The organism is Maridesulfovibrio frigidus DSM 17176, from assembly GCF_000711735.1.
GTDB lineage: Bacteria > Desulfobacterota > Desulfovibrionia > Desulfovibrionales > Desulfovibrionaceae > Maridesulfovibrio > Maridesulfovibrio frigidus.
Genome location: NZ_JONL01000001.1, coordinates 427633 through 444299, shown reverse-complemented (window position 1 = coordinate 444299; position 16667 = coordinate 427633). Strand labels below are relative to the sequence as shown.

Sequence of the window (16667 nt, the reverse complement as noted above, 5' to 3'; positions counted from 1 at the left end):
TGAACCGTAAATAAAAGTCGGTTCGATCCATGTCAATACTGGATTTCCAGTCATTAAAAATATAAACACATTTCTATGAGCAAAATATTAGAAATGGGCTATTCTCCATGCCCGAATGACACCTTTATATTTCACGCCCTTGCAAGCGGGGCGATTAGCCTTGATCCATATAAATTAAACATCACACTTGCGGACGTTGAGGAACTCAATTCCTTAGCGCGCGCTGGAAAAATGGATATTTGCAAAGTCTCAGTTCATGCGGCCGCACATATCATGAATGACTATATTCTTCTGCGCGCAGGCGGCGCCATGGGCAGAGGAGTCGGTCCGCTTTTGCTGACTCGGGAACCTTGCACTATTGAGGCCCTAAATGGCAAGCGTGTAGCAATACCCGGAAGAAATACTACTGCTAATTTATTGTTTAACCTAATGTGCCGTGAAGCTGGTATTCAGGTAGAAATTGTAGAACTAGTCTTTGATAAAATTATGCCAGCAATCGCATCGGGAGAAGTGGAAGCGGGAGTGGTCATTCACGAGGGGCGTTTCACGTATCACGGATTAGGATTATCCAAAATATCCGATCTAGGTAAATGGTGGGAAGATTTTTCTGGGCTGCCCATCCCGTTAGGCTCTATTGCCATAAGGCGTTCGCTGGGAGCGGACGTTGCCGATCTAATTAATTCCGCAATTCGCAGAAGTTTAACTCTTTCGCAGGTAGATCCGAGCGAGGCATGGCCGTATATCAAAGAACATGCTCAAGAAATGGACGACAATGTAGTTAATGAACACATTGAAACGTTTGTAACTGATTACAGCATGGATGTAGGCGAAGAAGGGGAGAAGGCTGTTACAAGGCTACTAAACGAAGCGGCAAAAATGGACTCCATAAAACTCCCCAATCAGCCCTTTTTTATTCCAGAGTAAAAATACAAATTACCATGCACTAAAATAACTACTCTCTAATAAGCCCCTTTCGTAAAAAAGTTTTGGGAGTCTTGAACCCTTTTCCAAAAGGGATCAAGACGCCGGAGGCAAATATCACCCATTCTTTCCAGATCGATCCTGGCTAAGTATAACTCCGCACATGACAAGTCCTGCTGCAATAAATTGGGTAAAATTTAATTTTTCATCGAGTATAGCCCATCCCATTATGAGTGTGAAGACTGGAATCAGGTTTACATAAGCTGTTGTCTGGCTGGCCGGTAGTCGGCTCATACCGTAGTTGTATAAACCGTATGCTCCGAGGGTTATGCCGATTCCAAGATATATGATGGAAAAGGTTGCGGCTGGATGATAAAAATCAGGCAGAGTCGTTGTGGGCATAAATAGTAATGGAAGATAAAAAATAGCGCCCATAAAAGCTTGAAACGCTGTAATGAAAAGTGCGGAATATCGCACAGTCATGGTTTTTAGAATTGTCATGTATCCAACTGCGCAGCACATGGCTAAGAATTCGAGGAAATTCCCAAATATAGGATCTGGAGAAGCTTCTGTAGCCGCTGAGTAAACGGAAAGCCATATGCCGCCGATAACAGCGAGAATGAAGCCTATAAGGGTTTTACGGCTAAGCTTTTCTTTGAGAATGAAGCGCGCGGATACGGCCATAAGTAGGGGCAGGGTTGCTACAATCATTCCTGCTTGAGAAGCAGAAGTGTATATCATGGCATGACTTTCGAAGACAAAGTACATGCATGGCTCGCAGAAAGCCATGATGGCAAGCCATTTGAAATCACCTTTGTGAATTTTTTGCTTTCTGAATTTGGGAATAAAAAATACAAAACATAGTGAAGCTAGCATCATCCTTCCGAAAATTACTACCATCGGATCATAAACGGCAAGGGCAATTTTGAGCACAATAAAAGAACTGGCCCATAGGAATACAGCTACAACGAGTGCTACCACTGGAAAATATTTAGAATCAGAAATTGGCATTTTATGTTTTCGTTCCGGTGATATTATAGGGATGAAATCGGTGCAAATATTGATGGAATTGTGGCTGGTCAGAGAAATCGAATAGGTGTTGTTATTTTATTTGTCAATGGATTGCTAATCTAATGCTATATGCGATCTGCTTGAAAAACTTTGGATATATAAAACAACAAAACCCCGGAAGAATTACTTCTTCCGGGGTTATTTTCGGCGAAATACAAATTCAGACTATTTGCACCATGCAAGTAGGTTGAATGAGGAATAATTGTTCTCAGGATTTTCTGCGTATCTGCAACCGAGGCATGAATCATCACGTTTGTTTATGATATCAGCATCAGATCCTTTGTAGAAAGTGCAGTCGTTGTTATTGCATACCATCAAAACGGACCAGCCTGATTCAGGTGGTGCAATCCACGGGGAAAGTTCTACTTCGCAATGCGGGCAATATCTTTCTTCTAATTCTGTGTTGCTATAGATATAAGTACTCATCGTTTGTCTCCTGTAAGTATATGCTTAGAAATTTCCGCTGTGAATTTATTCACAACATCCATAAGATAGTAATCTATCGGGGGACGTCAAGAGGCTGATTCAACCATTTCTCGTAATGCTTTGAAAAGAGCTTTGGAAGACTTCAGTGGCTTTTTCTTTTCTATTTCTTTTTTAGCATTTCTAGCAAGCTGAGACAGTCTCTGCCTTTCAGCATGAGGATAAAGTTCCATCAGCTCATCAAGTATAGAGAAATCTCCCTCAATGAGTTTATCTCTCCACTTTTCAATCTTATGGAATTTCATGTTATCATCGCGATTGCCGAACTCGATATTGTCTAAGAAATCGATAATAGGCTGCGGATCAAATCCACGAATTAATTTTCCAATATACTGAACTTGCCGTCTTTTACCTTCATGTGCAGTGATGGTTTTGGCGTGTAGAATCGCTTCAATAAAATAGTCTGGAAACCCAGATTTTTTAATAAGATCATCGCTTTGCTTCAGTAGTCTTTCGGCAACTTTTTGCAAGGCAGTCATTTCCCTCTTTTTTTGAGAGCGACTAGGGCCTGAATATACGGGTTCGTCTTCGTAGACATCTTCTTCGTTATGCATAATTTTATTGTTTTGTAGCTACGCTCTGCGCCATAGCGGAATGGTGTTTTTGAAAAAAAGCATCATCCACTTTTTTGTGAATAATCACAAGCTAAGTTATTGATAGGCTGCGGGGCTCTTTTAACTTCTATTTGTGAGCCATACCCCTGAAATTGTAAGAGATCCACCGATAACAAGGGGCATTCCTATTTTCTCATCTAAAATTATAGCGGCAAGAATAATTGCCGTGATGGGAACTAGATTGATAAAAATGCCTGTTTTGGATGGTCCGATCTTTCCAATAGCTTCACAATACCAACTGAAAGCCAGTCCTGTACCAAGAAAAGATAAGAATAAAATGCACCCGATATCAACTAAAGATATGGCAATAACTTCAGAGATTAATCCATGGTAAAAAGCTGGGGTCATAAGCATAAGTGTTCCGAAAAGGCAGGACCAAAAAACAGCATTGAGCGGAGAAACTTTTCTCATAACTGGTTTTCCGGCCAATGAATAAGCCGTCCAGCTGAAAACGCAACCGACGATGCAAAGGTCTCCGAAACTGATACCCTGGCTGAATATAGCCAGTGGATTTCCATCTCCGATAACGGTGCATACACCGGTAAGAGCTATAAAAAATCCGGCAGCTTTTGATAAAGTAAATTTTTCTTTAAATAGAATAGCTGATCCAAGGGCAATAACTGTCGGTACTGCGGCGATAATGAGCGCAGCTCTTCCGGCTGTAATTAATTTTAGCCCGCTGAAAAACATTATATTGTAGAGAAATACCCCGGTTAAACCGAGAAACATTAGCGGCAAAATATCTTCTTTATTGCATTTGGGTGTCTTTCCTGTGCTGCGGCAAACGAGCACGAACATAAACATTGTTGCAAATAGGAAGCGCAGAAATGCGGCGGAATATGGAGTCATATCGCCTGCTAAAATTCTTCCGGCTATCCAAGTACCGCCCCAGAATGTGACGGATCCGATTAATTTTAAATAGAGAATTGCAGTAGGTGACATTAGTTTTCTTTCTGCTGGCGCAGTAATTCGAGGGTGTAATCGGTAATTTCCTCAACAACATTCAGGCAAATTTTTTCTTTAAGACCGTCAGTTTTAAACTTTTTGCTACCCTCAGGAGTGGAAAAGTCGCAATTGGTTAGTTCAAAACAATTGTCAGTTTTATATTTATTTTGAAAATGATCTGTAAGTGATCTTGTTAAATCATAGCAAACATCATGGCTTTTACCCGGTTTTGTTCTGCCATGGATGAGGCTGATCCCCATTATTCCACCTGTTAAAGCTCCGCAAAGTCCTTTTGTTCTCGATATTCCAGAACAAAAAGCAGTAGCGATTGCGGGAACGCATGGTGAGTCTATTTGCTCAGCTTCACATATCGCAAGCAATACGCTTTCGGCACACATATAACCGTTTTCAAAATGGTAGCGGGCTTTTTTCCCGTTCATAATATTCTCCAATATTGATGCTGAGATGTGAGTAGTAGGCCATTTCTATTTAAATAAAGATAAGCGTGCTAGTACTTTGTCTTAGAAGTCATATTACAATCTGGTGAAGAATTAATATCTTCGCTGTAAGTGTCAAGAGAATGTTCTTGTTATTTTTATAAGAACATCATTGTTTCTGTTTTATGTTCTGCGAATATTATGCTGTATATGCTTTCAATTGGCTGCTAAAAGTTTTATAGCACATCAAAAGAGGTGTGTTTTTCGTGGATTATATTTTTTAAGCTGGTATGATGTGATGGATGTGCTTTAGTTACGCATTTTTTTAAATTACGTTAGTTTTTTTTCGGTTTGCGAAATATTCTGAATGTGATTAATATTCGTGAAAATATGGATTTGCCTAAACTTTAGTTTGTTTATTAGGTATAAAAGTGTTTTTGGGATTGACAAAACCTGTAAAATTGAATTTTATTCGTATAAATACATGACTAAGAGAAAGATCGACGAAACTGACAGGAAAATTCTGACAATTCTTCAGCTGAATGGTAGAATTTCTAATGCCGATATCGCAAGAAAAGTCGGCATGGCTCCGTCAGCGGTGCTTGAGAGAGTACGTAAGCTGGAAAGCAAAGGAATTCTTGTTGGATATGAAGCAATTGTAGATCCTAAATCTGTTGATAGATCACTAACTGCTTTCATTTACGTTAACGCAAGTGAAGGTGTTGGGGCTACTAGAACAGGCGCAGAGTTAGCCAAGGTACCCGGGGTACTTGAAGTTCATTATTGCGCAGGGCGGGATAGTTATCTCATTAAGGTTAGATGTGAAGATACTGACGGTTTGGCTATTATGCTTGGTCGGATAGGTCGCATCGATACTGTAAGAGATACAAACTCTACTATCGTTTTGAATACGATTAAAGAGTCCCGTGCAATTCCTCTTGATGATGATATGGATGACGAATTTGAGCAGGCTTGACAAAACTCCTGCCGAAATTTGCAGCTCAAGTTGGATTTTAGCTTAAAAGCTTGAGTCCCTTAGCTGCTTATAATTTCGGAATGATTTTAAATCAGTCTGCGAAAAAGTTTTTTCATAGACTAACATTAAAATCACGGAGATTACGTATGAGCGTAGAAATTTCAACTCTTGATCCTCAGGTGATAGAGCGCGGCAAGGATTTTTTTAAATCCATAACAGGTGAGGCTCCATCCGTTTTTAATAAGGGCTGGTGGACTGGCAAAGTTATGGACTGGGCAATGAAGAACGAAGACTTCAAAGTTCAGATGTTCCGTTTCGTCGACGTTTTGCCATATCTAAATACTTCACAGTCTCTTTCAAGACATATCGAAGAATATTTCGCCGCTGACGATAGTAACATTCCTGATGTTCTGAAATGGGGTGCGACTAAAACCGGTTTTGGTGGCGGACTTGTCGCGAAAGTTCTTAATAAAACTATCCGCTCTAATATAGAAGGGATGGCTCGCCAGTTCATCATCGGACAAAAAGCCAAGGAAGCTGTAAAGGGCATCCGCAAATTGCGTAAAGATGGCTTTGCGTTCGTTCTTGATTTGCTCGGTGAAGCTACTGTCAGTCAGGAAGAAGCTAGAGCTTACCGCGATGGATATATTGAAGTTCTTGATGCCATCGAAAAAGAATATAAGAAATGGGGCGGTCTAGATTCTTCTACTGATCTTGATTGGGGACACGCTCCTAAGATAAACGTAGCCGTTAAACCTTCCGCATTTTATTCACAGTCCAAGCCTGTCGACCTTGAAGGAACAGTGCTGGGTATGATGGAAAGTATTGAGCCTATCCTGCAGAAAGTTATGAGTATGGATGGATTCATGTGTATTGATATGGAGTCTCTAAAGTATAAAGAGGCCACCATTGAAATGTACAAGCGCTTACGAAAAAAATATCCTGATAACCCGCATTTAGGGATCGTTTTCCAGGCTTACCTCAAGTGTGTTGATGAAGACGTAAAAGACTTGCTTGATTGGTCTCGCGCTGAGAATCTTCCTGTTTCCATTCGCCTTGTTAAGGGCGCGTACTGGGATTATGAAACCGTTATAGCAAAACAGAATGACTGGGATGTTCCTGTTTGGACTCACAAACCTGAGTCCGATATGGCTTTTGAACGTGTTTCTAAGTTGATCCTCGAGAACCACGATATCTGTCACTATGCTTGTGCATCGCACAATATCCGCTCCATCTCCACAGTTATGGAAATGGCAAGTTCCATGAATGTTCCTGATGAAAGATATGAATTTCAGGTTCTTTATGGTATGGCTGAACCTGTCCGTAAAGGGCTTAGAAATGTTGCTAAGCGCGTTCGTCTCTATTGTCCCTACGGTGATCTTATTCCCGGAATGGCTTATCTAGTACGTCGTCTTCTTGAAAATACCGCAAATGAATCTTTCCTAAAACAGACTTTTGCTGACGAAGCAGATATTAATGTTCTGCTTGAAAATCCGGAGCTAACTTTGAAGCGCGAATTGGATAATAAACCAGCACCTAAGCCTGATACCAGAAAACGCTACAAAGGCGTTGATGGTGAGCTTGAGCCTTTCTCAAACTACCCACCGTCTGATTTTACTATCAAAGAACAGCGCGATGCTTTCCCGATCTCCATGGCTAAAATTCGTAAAGAATTTGGCAAAAAGTATCCGCTATACATAAATGGTCAGGAAGTAATCACTGACGATACTCTTGATTCCTACAATCCTGCTGACCCTTCAGAAATTATCGGGACCGTTTGTCAGGCAGGAATCGCAGAAGTTGATACTGCTGTAAGCGCGGCAAAAGAGGCCTACCTTGATTGGCGTAATGTTGAGCCGAGAGAACGCGCTCAGTATTTGCTAAAAGCCGCTCAGTATTGCAGAGATAATATTAACGACCTTTGTGCGATGCAGGTTCTTGAAGTCGGTAAGCAGTGGGATCAAGCTCAGGCTGATGTTGGCGAAGCTCTCGATTTCATGGAATACTATGCACGTGAAATGATCCGTCTTGGTGATCCGAAACGCATGGGCAATTCCCCAGGTGAGTACAGTCAGTATTTCTATCAGGCGAAGGGTGTTGCCGCTGTTATTGCTCCGTGGAACTTCCCGCTCGCAATTAGTGTAGGAATGGTTTCCGCCGCAATTGTTTGTGGTTGCCCTGTTGTATACAAACCAGCCGGGATATCGTCAGTTATCGGTCATGGACTTGTTGATATGTTTAAAGCAGCCGGTCTGCCCGATGGCGTATTCAACTACGCTCCCGGACGCGGTTCTGTAATGGGCGACCATTTGGTCGATCATCCTGATATCGCAGTAATCGCATTCACCGGATCAATGGAAGTTGGTCTCAGAATTCAGGAACGTGCTGCCAAAGTACATCCCGGACAGGATCACTGTAAAAAAGTTATCGCTGAGATGGGCGGAAAGAATGCTATCATTATTGATGATGATGCAGATCTTGATGAAGCCGTACTTGGCGTACTTTACGCTGCCTTCGGTTTTCAGGGGCAGAAATGTTCAGCCTGTTCGCGAGTGATTGTTATTGATGCCATCTACGACCGTTTCATTCACCGATTAAAAGAAGCAGCTGAGTCCGTTAAGCTTGGACCCTCTGAAGATCCTTCAAATTACATGGGGCCAGTTGTCGATAAGGCAGCCCTTAAGAACGTTCTGAATTATTGTAAAATAGCTGAAGAAGAAGGTAAGGTGCTCGTTAAACGCGAGGCTCCGGCTGAATACATATCGAAAGGTGGATGTTACGCACCGCTCTTGATTGTAGAAGGAATTAATAAAGGACACCGTATAGCTCAGGAAGAAGTTTTCGGACCTGTTCTAGCCGTAATGAAAGCCAGTGACTTCGCTGAAGCTGTAGATATTGCTAACTCCACTCGTTTTGCTCTTACCGGAGCAGTTTACTCCAGAAGTCCTAAGAATCTGGAATACGCAACGAAAGAGTTTAGAGTTGGCAACTTGTACTTGAATAAGCCAAGTGTTGGCGCTCTTGTTGAAAGGCACGCCTTCGGTGGGTTTAAAATGTCAGGTGTCGGTTCAAAGGCTGGCGGACCAGATTACCTGCTCCAGTTCATGGATCCGCGTTTAGTATGTGAAAACACTATGCGTCGCGGATTTGCACCAATCTCCGAAGATGATGATTGGGTTGCATAAATAACAATTAAGATAAATTACTTTAAAAAAGGGGACTGCAGATGCGGTCCCCTTTTTTTGTTCAAAGTTCTTAGTAACGGAATTCAAGCTTCACTTTCTTTCGTGCTCCTGTTAGCTTTTGAAATTAATGATTATAAAAGTAAAACTCCGAAGGATATATGGTTTTTGGACTCGTAAAACTTGAGAAATCAGGTAGCTCATTAAAGCTCTCCGGCCGGCTTGATGCTGAAGGTGCGGGGGAAGTGTGGGAACAGGCGCGATCTGCTGTCTCTGCAGGTGCGACCTCTATCGATTGTTCTAATGTAGAATATATGGATGGTGGTGGTGCGGCTCTTTTTATGATGATGGAAGCCCTATGCCGAGAAAGTGGTAAAACTTTAAGCATTAATGGGTTGGACTCTGAATTTAGTAAATTTCTCGAATTATTCGATGTTGAAAAAGCTGCCCCTTCTAAAGACACTATTGATAAACCTGTCGGTTTGGCTGGCTGGATCTCGTCGGTTGGAAAATCTGCTCAGGAGATCGGTACAGATTTCAGGGAGCAGGTTGAGTTTACTGGGAATTGTGTTCTGGCTGTGCGGGATACTATGAGCGGTCGACATCGTTTGCGTTGGCCTGACTTTTGGCTGACTGCTGAAAAGGTCGGGGTGGACGGTTTACCTATTATTTTGCTCATTGGTTTTTTGATGGGACTGATCATGTCCTTCCAATCTGCAGTTTCTCTCCAGCGATTTGGCGGTGAAATATTTGTGCCGAATATGTTGGGGCTGGTTATGTTCAGAGAGCTTGGGCCGATGGTGACTGCCATTTTGCTTGCAGGTAGAACCGGGTCAGCTTTCGCTGCGGAAATCGGCACCATGAAGGTTAATGAAGAGCTGGACGCATTAAGCACCATGGGCCTTAATCCTGTGAGCTTTTTAGTTGTTCCACGGGTTCTCGCTACAATTTTTGTTACTCCTCTTTTGACATTGTTTTTTAATTTCATGTCCCTTGTGGGCGGAGCATTAGTAATGCTCTCGATGGGCTATCCTCTTACAACGTTTACCAGCAGGGTATTTCAGAATGTCTCGTGGATAGATTTTTCAGGTGGCATGGTTAAGGCTTTTGTTTTCAGTGTTCTTGTTGCCGGAATCGGTTGTCAGCGCGGTTTAGTTACTAAATCCGGTGCGAGTGCCGTTGGTGATTCGACTACAAGTGCCGTGGTCAGCGGCATTATTCTTATCGCCGTGTTTGATGGCCTTTTTGCCGTAATATTTTTCATCGCAGGAGTTTAAATTGAGTTCTCCTGCCGATAACATAATAGAAGTTGAAAACCTTACCTGTGCGTATGGTGATCTTGTTATAACAAAAGATCTTACTTTCGATGTGAGGCGTGGAGAAATATTTATTATCCTCGGTGGTTCCGGTTGTGGAAAGAGTACCGTTCTTAAGCATATGATAGGCCTTTATCCTCCGTCACATGGGCAGATTATAATTGATGGTGATGACATTGGCTCTGCGCATGGTAAAGCCAGACTTGATATTATCCGTCGCATCGGGGTTATGTACCAGATGGGCGCGCTTTTCGGGTCTATGACGCTTCTTGAAAATGTGCGACTTCCACTTGAGGAGTTTACTTCCATGCCTCGCGAGGCCATGGATTATGTTGCTAGAATGAAGCTAGCACTCGTTGGACTTGAAGGTTCTGCCGATAAGATGCCGTCCGAACTTTCGGGTGGTATGCTGAAAAGGGGAGCTATTGCCCGCGCTATGGCACTTGATCCGAAAATTTTATTTCTTGATGAACCGTCAGCCGGACTTGATCCGATTACTTCAGCTGAGTTAGATGAATTGATACGCAGCCTTTCTCGCTCGCTAGGAGTTACATTTGTAATTGTAACGCATGAACTTCAATCAATATTTTCCATAGCTGATAGAATTATAATGCTAGATAAAAGCACAAAAGGAATCATCGCTACAGGTGATCCTCGTAAACTGCGGGATGAATCTGATATTCCGCTTGTACGTCGCTTTTTTCATCGTGAATTTCAAGATAAGACAAGTAACGCCGCGCCTGTTACGGAGACAATATGAGCCGCAAAACGAACCCTTTCAGACTTGGACTTTTTGTAATATCGGGATCACTTCTTATGTTGATCGCCCTTGTTATTTTAGGTGCAGGAAAGATTTTTGAAACTACAGTTAAGATTGAAACATACATAAATGAGTCTGTTAACGGGCTTGAAGTTGGCTCTCCTATTAAGTTTCGAGGAGTTAAAGTCGGCTCCGTCAGCGAGATAGGATTTGTGACCGATGAGTATGTAACAAGCGAAGATAGCGAGCTTCGCTATGTATATATTTTAGGTGAGCTAAATAGTGACATCATTAAGTCCAAAGAAGGAAAAGACATGATGCAGTCATTAAAAAGAGAGGTGAAACGTGGCCTTCGTGCTCGACCCGTTTCCTTAGGTTTGACCGGACAACTTTTCCTTGAAATTGATTACGTTAATCCTGAGCGGAACCCACCTCTTAAGATCACTTGGACTCCTGAGAATTACTATGTTCCATCAACCGCTTCCATGATGAGTAAGGTTGAAGGAGCCGTTGCTTCAATCAGTGAAACTTTGGAAGACATAAATAAAGCAAAAATTGCAGAAGCCGTCGAAGATGTCCGGCAGGTAGCGCAGACTGTTAACAAGTTTTTAGAGAAGTCTGATGCTGCTGAAATAAGCAGAAGTCTTACCGGGACCCTTAATGAGGCTGAAAAGTTTATTGCACGTTTAAATGTTCTTCTAGCTGATCCAAATGTCAATTCATTAATGCCGGATGTGGCATCGGCTGCGCATAGTTTCAAGCTTGTTATGGATTCTGGGTCGAATGATATGATCGTAGCGCTTAGGGATTTGCGCAAGGCTACTACAAGTGCCAAGAATATTTCCGGGGATTTTGAAACATATCTTAGAAGTCCGCAAGGTAAGGATACTTTAAATAGCCTATCTAAGACCTTAGATAATGTAGGTGAGGCTTCTGATAAGATTAAAGATGCGGCGACAAGGTTTGAAGGAACTCTTTCAAGGGTAAATGTTGTTGTTGCCGGACAGCAGGGCAATATTGAAGCTATTCTTGATAATGTGCGAAGGTTGGTAGAAAATTTACGAGAACTTAGCAGTGAAGCTAGACAATATCCTGCCGGGGTCCTTTTTGGTGAACCTCCGAGGAAAGGACGGGCACAATAATGGAGCTATTTGTGAAAAGATATTTTTTAAAAAATGCGTGCACACTATGCTTTGTTTCGGCGCTTTTAATTGTTGCTGCCGCAGGCTGCGTGAAGCTTGAGCGTGCGTCTCTTGACCGCACTTACTATACTTTAGATGCTGTCAGAGATAGGCAAAATGCTACGTCTCGTGTGACTGACAAAAACTTGATTGTTCGCCGGATGAAGGTTTCCTCTCGTTACGAAGACAAAGATTTAGTGTATCAAGTCGCTGGCAATATTTATGAAGCTGACTATTACAATGCTTTCTTCGTGCCGCCAGCATCCATGCTGACACAGGAGCTTAAAGTTTGGATGGGCGATTCAGGACTTTTTGCTAATGTTCTCGGTCCGGAAAGCATGGGGGCTGGAGAATTTATGCTCGAAGGGGTGGTTAATTCTCTTTACGGAGACTTTAGTGGAGAATCTCCTAAGGCTGTGATTAAAATGCAGTTTTTTATGTTTAATAACGCAGATCCTAATATGCCTATTATCTATTCGCGTAATTTCAGCGAGGAAGTTCCAATAAAAGATCAGACAGCTTCCGCTCTTGTAGAAGCTATGAACACTGGTATTTCTATGATTTTTGCGGAGCTCGAGAAGGATGTAGCCAAGGTTGTGGAAGATGTATCTAAGGTTGCAAATGACCAAGAATAGGTCGTCTAGCTGTCTTCAGTTTTACAGGAATATGAAATTTTGTTTTTGCCTTGTAGCTTTGCTTGGAACATATGGTCATCTGCGCGCTTAAACATTGCTTCTAAGGATTCACCCTGTTTGTATTCCGCGATCCCTATGCTCAAGGTTTTTTGGACAGATTCTGAATTTGGTAGATGATATACGACTGCTTCCATAGCGGTTCTAATGCGCTCGGCTGTTTGCTTTGCTTCTTTGCAGCCTGTTTCCGGCAATAGTACTAAGAATTCTTCTCCGCCGTAGCGGAAAGCTCTGTCCGTTCCTTTTATCGAATCTTTGATGAGTTTACCTACGTTGGAAAGAACGTCGTCTCCAGCAGAATGGCCGTAGGTGTCATTAAAATGCTTGAAATTGTCTACATCCATGAGCAGCGTGCACAAAGGAGAGTTTTCCAGCTTGCACTTCTCGACTTCCCGGTGGGCAACATCTTGTAAATGTCTGCGGTTGAATAGCCCTGTTAGCTGATCTGTTATACTGAGGTTTTTGAATCTTTCTTCACTTTCTCTAAGCCGTTGCTCTGCTTTTTTTCTTTCTGAAATTTCTTTTTTTAGCTTTAGATTCTTATCATCAAGTTCATGAAGGAGCAGGTTGAGCTGGGCTGAATTTTCTTCTTGTAATTCCTTTACATCCATCAGTTCTTCAATGAGTTCATTTCTGTGAAGTTCATTTTCTTTTTCAGAAGTAATATCTTTAAATATACAGATAGAACTCTTGGGGGATGACTCTGTTTCTGATAGAGTTTTAACAGACATGTCCAGCCATATTGGGTCGGATTCTTTATTAATTGTAGGAAATATTAAATTTGCACTACACTCTGATTCAGATGAAATATTTTTAAGAAAGTCGCTGACATGGTGTTCATTTGAGGGGAGGACATTGTGGATGGGTTTTGCGAACACTTCTGTTTGTGAAAAACCAGTGATCTCAGTGAAAAAAGAATTTGTGAGTATTATTTTACCTTCAGCATCAAGAATTACAATTGCAGATGCCGCATTTGCAAAAAGCTTCTTGAATTCAGCTTGTCCGCATTCAGGGCATGTGCGTGAAATTCTTTGTTTGAGCTTGCTGTGCTTTTTTTGCAAGTCGCTAAGCTCAGATTGTACAGCTTCTAGATCGTGCAGACTGCTCACTTCCATCTCCATTATTTTTCATTACATATGCCGTTGCAAAATACTCTTATTAGGGGCTGAAGCAAGCTTTATTTTCTTAATACATCCTATTTCCGTATAAAATTATTATAATAAAAAATAAATTACAATTCATTTATGAAAACTTGCTCTTTTTATGATTTTGGACAAGTATATCGATTCACTTTTAAAGTTAAGCAACAGCACAAAATAGCTAAGGGAATCTTACTACTATGATCACTATGAAACTTCTTCTTTCTCCGGTAATCTGCGCATTAATTGGTTGGCTCACTAATTATCTTGCAGTGAAAATGTTATTCCACCCATACAAGGCTATAAAGATTGGCCCCTTTGAAATTCAAGGCATTTTCCCTAAGAGACAAAAGGAACTTGCTGAAAGTCTTGGAAAGATGATCGAGCGCGAACTTATCTCGCATACTGATATCAAAAATGTAATTCGTGATCCTGCATTTGTTGAAAAGCACAAAGGTGTTGTTCTTGAGTATCTTGAGATATTTTTTAAGGAAAAGTTAGTAACTCTCCATCCGATGGTTGCAATGTTTCTTAATGAAGAAACTCTTAAAACTGTTCGGGCCATGCTTTCAAAAGAACTTGACGAAATGCTTCCTAAATTGATTGAAACTACTGCCTCTGAACTTGAATGCTCACTTGATTTTAAGTGCCTTGTTCAGGATAAAGTTGAATGTTTTTCAATGGAACAACTCGAAGGTATTTTGTTTGGGATCATGAAAAAAGAATTCCGCTTTATTGAAGTGATTGGTGGAGTTCTAGGATTTATCATTGGTCTTATTCAAGTTGTTATATTTATTTTGTAAACATTATTATAAAGATTTGCTAAGCCCGCCATTCTGATTTAGATTCAGAGGCGGGCTTTTTTATTGGGGTCGGGACTCAATTTTAAAATCCATTGAGGTCTTTTGTGAAACAGTTTTTGTTTTTAGTTCAGGCTTTAGCTCTTTTGGCTTTAACCGCATGTGCTCAGATTACCGGTCCCTATTATTTAGGGCAGGAAAAGTATGATGAAGGGATTGAGGCTCTTGGGCAGCAGTTAAAAGAGAACCCTCAGGACGCATCCTCTGCCTACTATGTTGGTCGTTATTATCTTGCTCTTGAAAAACCAACGCAAGCCATCCCTTATTTAAAACGCGCTTCTGAGATTGAGCCCCAAAATGCAGACTACCATTTCTGGGTAGGTGTCGCGTTGTGGGCTGTAAAAGATTATTCTCATGAGCAAGAGTCTTATGGAAAGGCTTTGGCGCTTGATCCCAAACATATCTCCGCTAATCTTTATCTTGGGCATAGCTATCTTGAAAGCAAGAAGTGGCGAGAAGCGTTGGCTCAATATGATATTGTCTTAAAACTAGATAAATATAACCCTGAAGCACTCTATAATAGAGCAGATTCTTTGCGTCGTCTTGGCCGCTCAGCGGAAGAAATTGAAGCTTGGAAGAAGTTCTTAAAGTATTATCCGGATGGCTCTTTGGCCATGAGTGCTGCATCTAATATGAATTTACATGGAGATTTTACTTATCGTAATTTCATATTAGGCAAACGAAATGTTACCTTAAAGACCATGAAATTTAAGCCAGAATCAACACTTATTGATGTTTCAAGCAAGAAATCTCTTCATGTAATTGCCGCCATGATGGAGGCAAACGAGAAATTAAACATCCATATTGTATCTTATAAAAAGGGTGATGTTACGCTTGCAAAGTCCCGGGCGAAGGCCGTTCGTGATTATATATTAGGCGGGCATCCCGGATTTTCTTCTACAAGAATGCCTCTAAGTTGGTTTGATTTGTCGGAGACAATTAAGAGTGGCGGTAAATCTTTTCAGGTAGATGACTCTGTTCAATTTATAACCGTTGTTCAGTAAATAGGGTGTTACAATGAAAAATTATACAAAAAAAATATCTGTTTGGTTAATTATGATTGGTTTGTGTACGCTGTTAGTTACTTCTGCAAGTTTTGCTCAGGAACCCGCTGCAGATGACACAACAACTGAAGAAACTACAGCAACTGACGATACGACTGACGACACGACTACGACTGATGATACAACTGCAGAAGAAGGAACAGAGGATGGCGCAGAAGAGGTTGAAGCTCCTTCCTTTGCAAATCCGGCGCAAGCAGCTAAAGCAGAAGCATTAGCTGCTGCAGCCTCCGATGTTTCGGCAGAACAAAGTGCTGAAGATATCGCTGAAGCAGAAGCAGCTGTTGATGCTGCAACATCGGCTGTAGCTGCCGCTGAGTCTGCTGTTGAAGCAGCCGCTGCGTCAGGTGATGAAGACGCTTTATCTGCCGCAGAAGCGGACCTAGCCGCTGCGCAGGAAGGGCTTGAAACGGCTCAAGGCACCGCCGACGAGACTCTTGCCGGGGCGGCGTCTGTTGATGTTGATACTATTGCTTCCATGCGCGCAAGCGGAATGGGGTGGGGTGTTATTGCTCAAGAGCTTGGTGTGCATCCCAGCACGTTAGGTTTGGGGCATAAAAACCAAAACCGAAATCGTGAGGTTGCTGGCGTAGAAACTTCAACTAGAAGTTCTCAAGCTACTGGCCGTAATACTAAAGACGGTGTGTCGAAAACTCCCGGAGTTTCAGGCGGAAAAGGCGATAAATCTATCGGCCTTAGTCGTGCTTCTGATACAGCCAAGAGTGGCGGTAAAGGATCAAAATCATCCAATGACAGTGAAGCTTCAGGTGGCCGCGGCAACTCTGGTTCGCAAGGGTCAAGTGCTGGTAATACAGGCTCAGCTAGTGGCGATGCTCCCGGTAATAGCGGTGGTAAAGGCAATAGCAATAGCGGCGGCAAAGGTAATAGTGGTAAAAGTGGCGGAAACAATGGAAATGGCGGCGGCAATAATAAGTAGCCCCGCAGTGCTTTCTTCTAATTTTCGAAATTGACTGCTGTGGAGCATGCCATGTCCGTCAGGAAAATGTAATAATGTTTTTAAGCGAAATT

Annotated in this window: 16 protein-coding genes; 10 read left to right on the top strand and 6 right to left on the bottom strand. The window is 41.9% G+C overall.

Annotated elements, in window-relative coordinates:
- Positions 1-75 precede the first annotated feature (75 nt).
- Entirely contained in the window at positions 76-924 is an 849-nt protein-coding gene (locus tag BR06_RS0102070) for a 1,4-dihydroxy-6-naphthoate synthase (RefSeq protein WP_031479640.1), read from the top strand.
- Positions 925-1038: 114 nt separating this feature from the next.
- Here BR06_RS0102070 and BR06_RS0102065 read toward each other — a convergent pair whose 3' ends face one another.
- The 5 genes from BR06_RS0102065 to BR06_RS0102045 all read right to left on the bottom strand — a co-directional run bounded on the left by BR06_RS0102065 (position 1039) and on the right by BR06_RS0102045 (position 4474).
- Positions 1039-1932, bottom strand: a complete 894-nt coding sequence (locus tag BR06_RS0102065; RefSeq protein WP_031479638.1) for a DMT family transporter — start codon at positions 1930-1932, stop codon at positions 1039-1041.
- A gap of 225 nt (positions 1933-2157) precedes the next feature.
- Positions 2158-2418: a hypothetical protein gene (locus BR06_RS0102060; RefSeq protein ID WP_031479636.1), complete on the bottom strand. Its 261-nt coding sequence runs from the start codon at positions 2416-2418 to the stop codon at positions 2158-2160.
- Between the two features lie 86 nt (positions 2419-2504).
- Complete coding sequence (gene yjgA, locus BR06_RS0102055) at positions 2505-3029, bottom strand: ribosome biogenesis factor YjgA (protein ID WP_034602724.1); 525 nt, start codon at positions 3027-3029, stop codon at positions 2505-2507.
- Between the two features lie 120 nt (positions 3030-3149).
- Positions 3150-4031 carry a DMT family transporter gene (locus tag BR06_RS0102050; RefSeq protein WP_031479632.1) on the bottom strand — a complete coding sequence of 294 codons (882 nt, stop codon included), beginning with the start codon at positions 4029-4031 and terminating at the stop codon, positions 3150-3152.
- The gene (locus BR06_RS0102045) at positions 4031-4474 is read right to left on the bottom strand and encodes a C-GCAxxG-C-C family protein (RefSeq protein WP_051676865.1); all 444 of its coding nucleotides are present in this window, start codon (positions 4472-4474) and stop codon (positions 4031-4033) included. Before BR06_RS0102045 ends, BR06_RS0102050 begins: the two co-directional genes overlap by 1 nt.
- A 481-nt stretch (positions 4475-4955) precedes the next feature.
- On the opposite strand from BR06_RS0102045, the gene BR06_RS0102040 reads away from it, so the two are divergent.
- The 6 genes from BR06_RS0102040 to BR06_RS0102015 all read left to right on the top strand — a co-directional run bounded on the left by BR06_RS0102040 (position 4956) and on the right by BR06_RS0102015 (position 12521).
- Positions 4956-5447, top strand: coding sequence for an Lrp/AsnC family transcriptional regulator (locus BR06_RS0102040; RefSeq protein ID WP_031479628.1), 492 nt, complete (start codon positions 4956-4958; stop codon positions 5445-5447).
- Between the two features lie 146 nt (positions 5448-5593).
- Positions 5594-8632 (top strand): proline dehydrogenase family protein, encoded by a 3039-nt coding sequence (locus BR06_RS0102035; protein WP_031479626.1) that lies wholly within the window; start codon positions 5594-5596, stop codon positions 8630-8632.
- A 158-nt stretch (positions 8633-8790) separates the two neighbouring features.
- Positions 8791-9906 carry an ABC transporter permease gene (locus BR06_RS0102030; RefSeq protein ID WP_031479625.1) on the top strand — a complete coding sequence of 372 codons (1116 nt, stop codon included), beginning with the start codon at positions 8791-8793 and terminating at the stop codon, positions 9904-9906.
- Position 9907: 1 nt separating this feature from the next.
- Entirely contained in the window at positions 9908-10705 is a 798-nt protein-coding gene (locus BR06_RS0102025; protein WP_031479623.1) for an ABC transporter ATP-binding protein, read from the top strand.
- Positions 10702-11847: an MlaD family protein gene (locus tag BR06_RS0102020; protein WP_031479621.1), complete on the top strand. Its 1146-nt coding sequence runs from the start codon at positions 10702-10704 to the stop codon at positions 11845-11847. Before BR06_RS0102025 ends, BR06_RS0102020 begins: the two co-directional genes overlap by 4 nt.
- Before the next feature lie 11 nt (positions 11848-11858).
- Positions 11859-12521, top strand: a complete 663-nt coding sequence (locus tag BR06_RS0102015) for an ABC-type transport auxiliary lipoprotein family protein (RefSeq protein WP_051676915.1) — start codon at positions 11859-11861, stop codon at positions 12519-12521.
- Between the two features lie 5 nt (positions 12522-12526).
- On the opposite strand, the gene BR06_RS0102010 is transcribed toward BR06_RS0102015, so the two are convergent.
- A complete protein-coding gene (locus BR06_RS0102010; protein ID WP_031479617.1) occupies positions 12527-13687 on the bottom strand; it encodes a sensor domain-containing diguanylate cyclase in 1161 nt (386 codons plus the stop codon).
- A gap of 230 nt (positions 13688-13917) precedes the next feature.
- Here BR06_RS0102010 and BR06_RS0102005 point away from each other — a divergent pair, with 230 nt between their 5' ends.
- The 3 genes from BR06_RS0102005 to BR06_RS19525 all read left to right on the top strand — a co-directional run bounded on the left by BR06_RS0102005 (position 13918) and on the right by BR06_RS19525 (position 16575).
- Positions 13918-14520, top strand: a complete 603-nt coding sequence (locus BR06_RS0102005; RefSeq protein WP_031479615.1) for a DUF445 domain-containing protein — start codon at positions 13918-13920, stop codon at positions 14518-14520.
- 104 nt (positions 14521-14624) lie between these two features.
- Positions 14625-15581 (top strand): tetratricopeptide repeat protein, encoded by a 957-nt coding sequence (locus BR06_RS0102000; RefSeq protein WP_031479613.1) that lies wholly within the window; start codon positions 14625-14627, stop codon positions 15579-15581.
- A gap of 13 nt (positions 15582-15594) precedes the next feature.
- Positions 15595-16575: a hypothetical protein gene (locus BR06_RS19525; protein WP_051676864.1), complete on the top strand. Its 981-nt coding sequence runs from the start codon at positions 15595-15597 to the stop codon at positions 16573-16575.
- The last annotated feature ends 92 nt before the right edge of the window (positions 16576-16667 follow it).

What these genes read in the sequence shown, in the direction of transcription:
- BR06_RS0102070 (WP_031479640.1), top strand. Translation starts at nt 76, where the DNA reads ATGAGCAAAATATTAGAAATGGGCTATTCTCCATGCCCGAATGACACC.
- BR06_RS0102065 (WP_031479638.1), bottom strand. Translation starts at nt 1,932, where the DNA reads ATGCCAATTTCTGATTCTAAATATTTTCCAGTGGTAGCACTCGTTGTA.
- BR06_RS0102060 (WP_031479636.1), bottom strand. Translation starts at nt 2,418, where the DNA reads ATGAGTACTTATATCTATAGCAACACAGAATTAGAAGAAAGATATTGC.
- yjgA (WP_034602724.1), bottom strand. Translation starts at nt 3,029, where the DNA reads ATGCATAACGAAGAAGATGTCTACGAAGACGAACCCGTATATTCAGGC.
- BR06_RS0102050 (WP_031479632.1), bottom strand. Translation starts at nt 4,031, where the DNA reads ATGTCACCTACTGCAATTCTCTATTTAAAATTAATCGGATCCGTCACA.
- BR06_RS0102045 (WP_051676865.1), bottom strand. Translation starts at nt 4,474, where the DNA reads ATGAACGGGAAAAAAGCCCGCTACCATTTTGAAAACGGTTATATGTGT.
- BR06_RS0102040 (WP_031479628.1), top strand. Translation starts at nt 4,956, where the DNA reads ATGACTAAGAGAAAGATCGACGAAACTGACAGGAAAATTCTGACAATT.
- BR06_RS0102035 (WP_031479626.1), top strand. Translation starts at nt 5,594, where the DNA reads ATGAGCGTAGAAATTTCAACTCTTGATCCTCAGGTGATAGAGCGCGGC.
- BR06_RS0102030 (WP_031479625.1), top strand. Translation starts at nt 8,791, where the DNA reads ATGGTTTTTGGACTCGTAAAACTTGAGAAATCAGGTAGCTCATTAAAG.
- BR06_RS0102020 (WP_031479621.1), top strand. Translation starts at nt 10,702, where the DNA reads ATGAGCCGCAAAACGAACCCTTTCAGACTTGGACTTTTTGTAATATCG.
- BR06_RS0102005 (WP_031479615.1), top strand. Translation starts at nt 13,918, where the DNA reads ATGATCACTATGAAACTTCTTCTTTCTCCGGTAATCTGCGCATTAATT.
- BR06_RS19525 (WP_051676864.1), top strand. Translation starts at nt 15,595, where the DNA reads ATGAAAAATTATACAAAAAAAATATCTGTTTGGTTAATTATGATTGGT.